3 protein-coding genes are annotated in these 5,990 nt (G+C 67.6%); 1 reads left to right on the top strand and 2 read right to left on the bottom strand.

Annotation, left to right across the window (positions count from 1 at the left end; translation table 11 throughout):
- Both NZ773_16020 and NZ773_16015 read right to left on the bottom strand, forming a co-directional pair.
- Positions 1-1,138, bottom strand: a 1,138-nt coding sequence (locus NZ773_16020) for a DEAD/DEAH box helicase (protein ID MCS6803434.1), incomplete at its 3' end; no start/stop codon positions are given.
- Positions 1,135-4,620, bottom strand: coding sequence for a hypothetical protein (locus tag NZ773_16015; protein ID MCS6803433.1), 3,486 nt, complete (start codon positions 4,618-4,620; stop codon positions 1,135-1,137). The genes NZ773_16020 and NZ773_16015, both read right to left, overlap by 4 nt.
- A gap of 555 nt (positions 4,621-5,175) precedes the next feature.
- Here NZ773_16015 and NZ773_16010 point away from each other — a divergent pair.
- A partial coding sequence (locus NZ773_16010; GenBank protein ID MCS6803432.1) for a hypothetical protein occupies positions 5,176-5,990 on the top strand: 815 nt, incomplete at its 3' end.

Here is a 5,990-nt window from a genome sequence, read left to right as displayed (position 1 = left end):
CGTTCCACGCGCGTGGTGCGAGGTCCGCGGGGTTCGCCTCATCCCGAAGCGCCGCCCCGAGGCGGGCCCATGCCTCGGCAGGCAGGGACCACTCAGGGCCGGGCGCGGCTAGAGCCGGGTGCTGCAGCCGGCGCCCGCGAATGACATGACCGAACCGCTCGCCGAACAGATCCGAGGCGAACGCGAGGATCTGGCTCTCTGCCCGCTCGCCGGGAGGGAGACTTGCGCTCGTTCCGACGCAGTTCAGCTGACCCGGCTCGAGGCCAAGGTGATTCTTCAGCTTGCGCAGGAGGAACGCGACCTCGATCGCCTGCGCACCGGTGTAGGTATGCACCTCGTCGAGGACCAAGGTCTGGAGACGCGCTCGGGCGAAAAGCGGCGCGTTGCGGGGCAGGAGCAGGATATGCTCGAGCATCGCGTAGTTGGTGATGAGGATGTGCGGCGGCCTCTCAAGCATCTCCTGACGGGACAGCAGCCAGCTCGCCGGGATCGCCGCGGGCCGGCCCAGGGCCTCCATGAGCAGCTCGTTCCGTCGCAGCTCGTCCTCGACCTCGCGCCGATCGGCCGCAGCGCCGACCGCGGAGGTGAAGCGGCCGAAGGTGATCCCGGGGTCGCCGAGGTCGCGGAGCAGCAGCGGGGCAAGGCGGAAGTAGAGCTGGTCGTTCGCGAGGGCGTTCAAGGGATAGATGATGACCGCCCGCACACCCGGCCGGTCGCGCTCCGGGTCGCGCAGGATGCGGTCGATGAGCGGGTAGAGGAAGGCTTCGGTCTTGCCGGAGCCGGTGCCGGTGGCCACGAGGTAGTTTTCGCCCGTCCGCGCGAGCGACAGCGCGCGGTCCTGGTGGCCGTGGAGCGGACGCGTCCAGAGATGCGCGCCGTGCCCGCGCGCGCGCAGCACCGCCCAGTCCCGGTGCAGGACGTCCGCCGCGCAGAGGTCGGCGATCGTCCGGCCCTTCTCGAAATCGGGCAGGGTCTCCAGGTAAGGCCCCTTCACGAGCGTTGCATTGCGCTCCAGCTCGGAGCGGATGCGCTGCGCGAGCTTGGGGTAGTCGTCCGAGACGCCAACGGTTGTCGCAAGATACCGCACGATCGTCTCGCGCAGGCGCTCGCAGAACTGCAGGGGATTCGCGTCGGTCATTCTTCTCTCGAGCGGAGCAGGACTTCCCAGAAGAGCAGGTGGGCCGCGAAAAGCGGATAGCCGACGCGCGTGCAAATGCCGATTCCGGCTTCGGGCGGCATGCTGGTACCTTCAGCGCTGGCCACGGCTGCCGCAATCTTGTCGCAGATGGCGCGCAAAGAACCTGGGCGTCTGACTTCGAGCCGCGCCGCGAGGGCGAGAGCGGAAAGAAAGGGAGGCAGATCCCGCGGCATCTCTTCGTCGTCCGCGTCGCTGCCTCCGGGAAGCCAGGGAAAGGGCTGCCTGAAGCCGTCTACGTCCTTCGCTAGACGACGCGCCTCTTTAAGAAGCATCGAGGCTGCTGTACGTCCGCACGCTGCGACATACAGCGCTTCACCGAGGCGGTTGCCGTTCGAAGGGTTGGCGCGCGCCTCGGCGAGGTTGACCAGGGTTCGTTTCGCGGCGTGCGCGAAGAAATCAGGGCCCAGAAGTGTTGGCGGATCTCCCCCACAGGCGTGGCTGCAAGACGCAAAAGCTTGCTTGAGCCGAGCAAAGCTGAAGTCGGTGAGGTCGATCGCTTGAACTCGGTTCGCAAGGGAAAAGTTCTCGAAGCCTGATGCGAACAGGGCGTCAAAGCGGCTGCTGGCGAAAACCGCCTTCAGGGTAGGTGTGTGGCCCAGAACGGCCAATCCACCGAAGGCGGCAAGTTCGGGCTTGTCGTCGGCATGAGGGTCGTAGGCGGATGCTGGCAGGGAGAAAGCTCGCAACGAGATCTGCCAAGGCGCGGCGCGAGGCAGCGTCCCCGGCGCCACGCCAGCAGCTTCGATTCCCGCGAGATCGTCGGCGAATGCCGCAGCCGCACGGTGCGGCGCCTCCTCGAGCAGACGTTCACCCGCCGCTCTGTACAACGCCTCGATCGGTTCAGCTGCCTCTGCGACCTCGTCCGCCAGGGAAATCGCGAGGGCGCGCGCGGCGCGGCGGAAGGCAGATTCGGGATCCGGAATGGCGATCGTATCCAGACGGTCCTCCCGAACGCCTCCGCGGTTCAGGAATGCAAAGGCATAGCGTTCATCTACTGCGGACCGGAGCGGTCGGTGGCCGGGCATCCCCTCCGCGCGGCAGTAGGGTTCCAGAAGCCAAACCCCGTCTCCCAAGTCGGCAAATGGCACTCTTAGCCGATAGGCTGCCTGCCCGTTGGACGGGTCGCATCGGACCAACGTCGCGGCCCTCTCGTTTGGCGTCACGGCGGCTGCGTCAGGTTGAGCGTCCAGAGCGACCTCGAGCATCTCGGTGCGCCCGCTCAGCAACTCGGAGCACTCCAGGCGCAGGGAGGCAACAGGCTTCTTCATCGCGAGCTCCAGCTCGAAGAAGTCCGAACGAAGCCCGATCTCGAAGCGCGCAGGCGTCTCGGCGCGCGCCAGCCTGCAGACCGTGAGCGGCGGATCGGCCGGGCCGAGATAGCGCACCCGCACCTCGCCGTCCCCCTCGTCGAGGGCTCGGAGGAGAGAGCCGAAGCTGATGCGGCGGATGCTGGTCCTTGCGAATGCCTGGGCGTCCGTGTGCTGTCCCACCTCCAGAACGGCGTTCGGATTGTCGCAGGCGACCCTGAGGGTCCAGGCCAGGTTGCCGCCAAGCGTGATCGTCGTCCCGGCTGGAAGCGGGGTGGCGGACTCGGGCGGGACACCGGGAGGCTCCAGCGCGGCGTAGACGCCAGGTGCGGTGAAGCGCAGCGTAGCTGTGTCGAGCGCGATCAGGGCTTCGGGCCTGTCCCCATCGCCCGCGATGCTGATCCCCTCCGGCGATAGGTGGATGCCGCGGCAGCCAGCCTCCAGCAGGTTCGTCGGTGCGGGGCCGTGGAAGCGACGCCCATCGAAGCGCTCGAGGCCTGGCCAGTACAAAGCGGATGCGGCGACGAGCGCACGTTCTTCGCGCGGTAGGGTAAGCGCGGCCTGAAGACGCCCGACGGGACCGGACTGCGGGAGCAGCTTGCCCACCGGAACCTGCGCCAGGCCGCCGTCGTCAAGCGTGACGTCCAGCCGCTTGCCCTCCCGCGGGAGGGCCGGGTGACGGAGCCAGAGTTGCGCGCCGAGCCGCGCGCCGGCCTCGCCGGGCACGCTGATGGCGGCCACGGCTGTGGCGCCAAGCAGCACAACGCCCTTGGCATCCCGGGCAACCTGCGGCCCGAGCAAGATGCGCCGCTCCGGACGAGGCGAGATGGTCGCCGTACCCGCCCCCGGGAAGTCGAGCATAGCTTGGGACTGCTCGACAGCGACCCAGGCGATGTGGACGCCCCCGAGAATGACGTCTGCAGGCTGCCCGTCCACATTGAAGCCGCGGCGCGACAGGAGAGCGATGCCGCCAGGCGATACTTCAAGCCGTTCGCCCGGTCGCACAGCCCTCAAGAAGCGGCCGCTCTCGGCCTCGAACGCGGCGCAGATGTCGGCTGCGCCAAGCCAATCGCCGATGGTTTGCCACGATGTCTCGCCCCACCGCCAACGGATCGCGTCGGGCCAGGGCGTCCTCACGACGAAGTCGCCACCCGGCACGATGAGTTCCCGGCTACCGTCATGGATCGTGACCGGTCCGCCAGGAGGCACATGGATGCAGAGGTCTAGGCCCCGCAGCACGAGTTCGGGCCGTCTCCGGGTCTCGGAGACCGATTGCGTGGCAAGCCCCTGCAGCTCCTTTGCCAGCTCCGGTCCGATCCGCGATTCGCCCACGGGATCGCCGCGGCGCAGGCGGGCATAGAGGGCTGCGTGCCAGCCGGTCTGGTCGTTCTCAAGGATCATCCGCAGCCGCGGCGTGTTCGGGACACGTTCGGCCGTGGCGCGACAGAATCGCACACACGCGGCAGTGTCGCCGGGGTCGGGCAGGCCGATGGCGCGCTCAGTGCGGTGAAAGGCTTCAGCCAGCGTCCGGGCGTGTGCGCGCCGCGCGCCTCCCTGCAGGACGAGCTCGTTCACCCGCCACTGCAGATCCCCAGGCCGGCGCTCCGGCTGCACAGTCAGCCCGAGACGCAGCGCGGCATCTCGGAACGCGCGCACGAGCTGTTCGCGCTCATCATTGCTCAGGTCTTGCTTCGCCGGCCCGAGGAGCCGCGCGATGTGAGGAAAGACGCTATGATTTTCCAGGGTATCGTCCCCCTGGCCAGCGACCTCGCCGGCGATCAGGGCCAGGGCAAGCGGCGGCTGGTGCTTGAGCAGCTGGCAGAGGGCGCTGAAGGGGTCTCGAAACAACCGAAGCCGTTCGACCGCCGCGGAACGCTCTTCCGGGTGAAGCGGCAATTGGCCGATGAAGGGCGGGGCGTCGGCGCCACGAAGACGCTGCGCGACGCCCTCCGAAGCCGCGCGGGTCTTATGCAGGAGGACAGCAATTTTGTCCGCGGACGCAGCATTCATACCGGCATGCAGGCCCCGATACGCCGATCTCCATTCAACCGTAGAGTTTACAGAAAAGAAACCGATATGCGCCTGAGGCGAGATGAAGCCGGACTGGTTCGACATTATCGGTATCACCGGTTCGTCACCGTGCCCCGGGCAGCCGCCAAGCGGAAGAACGAGCAGCGCCGATAGCTCGTCGACGCCCGCTTAGATGCGGCGGGAAGGCAACCGACCAACGCCCACGAAACCCTGCCGGGAAACCTCGTTCCTCGGTTCCCACTGCTGCTCCAGCAGCCGCAGTCCCGAACACGCTCCGACTGGGTCGCCGCCGCCCTAAGGCGCAGCTTCGGCCGAGAGTGGCTCGGCAGGGTTGATACTTCTCGGATGCAACGAGGGGCTTACAGGCGTCTCTCTCGGCCCGGTTCTCTCCGTACCTTCGGACTTGGCCGATCTAGTCTACAAGGGTCAGAGTTTTGTTTTTCCGCCGCTTTGCCGCCGATGGGCTGGCTTGGCTTCGGTAATCCCACCGCCCGGGCGGTCGCTCGGAACCGCTGAATCCACGGATTCGCCCCCTAGCCTTCGCTCCAATATCTCGAATTTTGAGCCGCTTCGAGCATAGTATGACCGTCTCGTCATGACCCACCCAGAGCCGACGAAGCCGCCTTGGGAGCCGAATGAATGACGGAGACGCAGGCCGACACCTGTCGTCGGCACGTCGTGCCTGCCCTCCAGGCCGCCGGCTGGGACACCGCCCCGCACTCCATCGCCGAACAGCGAACCATCACCGACGGCCGCATCGTGCCGGTCGGCCGTGGCTTCGTCCGCAAGCCGCCCAAACGCGTGGACTTCCTGCTACGCTGCCGGCGCGACTTCCCGCTCGCCGTCGTCGAGGCCAAAGCCAGCTACCGCCGCCTTCCAGCGCATCACCGCCAATGTCCCGCGCGGTCGCATGGGCGACGTGGCCCCCCGTGCGACGCGCGGTGGGCATCAAGCTCGATGCCGCATATCCGGAACTCGGCATCCGATCCTTTGGCCAAGGGCACCTTCCACAAGCCCGCACTCTCTGGAGCTGAGGTCGGCACGAAGCGGCTTTTCGAGGTCCATGCGGGAGACCTGCTGTTCAGCAACGTCTTCGCCTGGGAAGGCGCAGTGGCGGTGGCGCAACCGGCGGACCATGGCCGCTTCGGATTGCATCGCTTCATCACGCGTCGCGTGGATCCTGATCGCGCGACCACAGAGTTCCGCTGCTCCTGGTTCCTGACATCGGAAGGGCTTCAGGCGCTGGGTGAGGCATCGCCCGGTGGGGCGGGCCGCAACCGGACATTGGGGCTGGAAGCGCTCGACTGCATCCAAGTCCCCCTCCCTCCGCTCGACGCCCAGCTCTGGTTCGACCGCCTGCAGCAAAAGGCGCGCGCGGCGCGCGCGGCACAGGCCGCCGCCGCGGAGGAGCTCGACCGCCTCCTCCCCTCCCTGCTCGCCGAGGCCTTCGGCGA

Source organism: Dehalococcoidia bacterium, assembly GCA_025054935.1.
Lineage (GTDB): Bacteria > Chloroflexota > Dehalococcoidia > SpSt-223 > SpSt-223 > JANWZD01.
The sequence above is the reverse complement of the archived record's forward strand: the minus strand, read 5'-3'. Positions and strand labels throughout refer to the sequence as shown.